Origin of the sequence: Streptococcus sp. LYSM12 (assembly GCF_004569635.1) — a bacterium.
GTDB lineage: Bacteria > Bacillota > Bacilli > Lactobacillales > Streptococcaceae > Streptococcus.
On the sequence record NZ_SPOZ01000061.1, the window covers coordinates 1 to 1,337 of the forward strand.

At 48.6% G+C, this 1,337-nt stretch carries 1 protein-coding gene; it reads left to right on the top strand.

Annotation, left to right across the window (positions count from 1 at the left end):
• Positions 1-33: 33 nt before the first annotated feature.
• On the top strand, positions 34-1,337 hold a 1,304-nt coding region (locus tag E4T79_RS10675; RefSeq protein ID WP_245168108.1), incomplete at its 3' end, for a DUF6531 domain-containing protein.

Here is a 1,337-nt window from a genome sequence, read left to right on the forward strand (position 1 = left end):
ACCATCCAGTGGTCAGTGCCCGACCCTGTCGATATGAATTATGGGCTGGGTCAGACCACGATTAACCTGCGGACCATGGTCAAGACCGATAAGCAGGGCAAACTCCAGTTCCAAGGGGTCTTTGCGGATGGTTTAACAACGCCTGGTGCTACTGTTACTTACAATTTGAGTGATGCGGCTAAGGGATATACAGGGAATAACACAGCCAGCTATTCCTACAAGTATCCCAATACCAGTCCCTTTGAATCTGCCTTTGAAGCAGGGACCACCAAGTACCGAGACAAGCTCTCCAACTGGCAGACTGTTCATCCTTTTACCGATCCAGCCCTCAACACCCTCTATACCATCGATGCCGAAAGTCGAAAGGACGACCAGACCAGTGGGAAGAAGACCAGTGACAGCTTCCTGATTTACAAGGTCACCCAGTACGATACCTTACCGAAAATTGCGGCCTACTACGGTGTCCCCCTCAATCAAATTGCCTATGACAACCGCATTCAGGATATGTTGGTGGTGAAAAACAATACCCTCTTTATCCGCAATCCGAGAAAGAATGCCAATAAACCCTATAATCCACCAGCCTTGAATGATAAGGTGAAAGCAGATGTGGACATGCTTCTCATGGGACGGGGTCTTCATTGTGAGTTTGGCTTTGAACCCATTAACCTCAACACAGGGAACTTCTATCTGGAGCGGGTGGATGTGTCCATCCCTGATATTGATGGCGACTTTGAGATTGCCCGCACCTACAATTCCAAGGCGGCAGGCATCAATAGTCTCTTTGGTCGTGGCTGGAGTTTTGCCTTTAACGAGCAGCTTTCAAGTGATGAAAACCAAACCATCTACTATACCCGCGCAGACGGCTCTATTCTCACATTTACCAAAGATGGCGATAGCTACAAGGCACCAGCAGGCTATTACCTAACCCTCCAAGTCAAGACCGTTGACACCAAGGAGGGCGACTTTGGCGGTGAAGAAAAAGAAAAGTACGAGGTCAAAGAGTACCGCATTACCGATACAGAACATCAAGAAAAAGTCTTTAATTTCCACGGTCTCTTAACCAGTCAGACAGATGAAAAAGGCAACAAGACAACCTTTGATTATAATGAGAACTACCAGCTCACCAAGGTGACCTCGCCAACCGGTCTCGTTTATAGCCTGACCTACAATGAAGCAGGCTACATCGGTGCTGTACAAGTTCCAAATGGCTCCACGCTTACCTACGACTACGATGAGAATGGCCATCTCATCACCTATACCGATGCCATGGGGGTTCCGACCCGCTACGAGTACGATGACAGGGGACGAATGACGGCTTGGGTTGACGGCAATGGCAC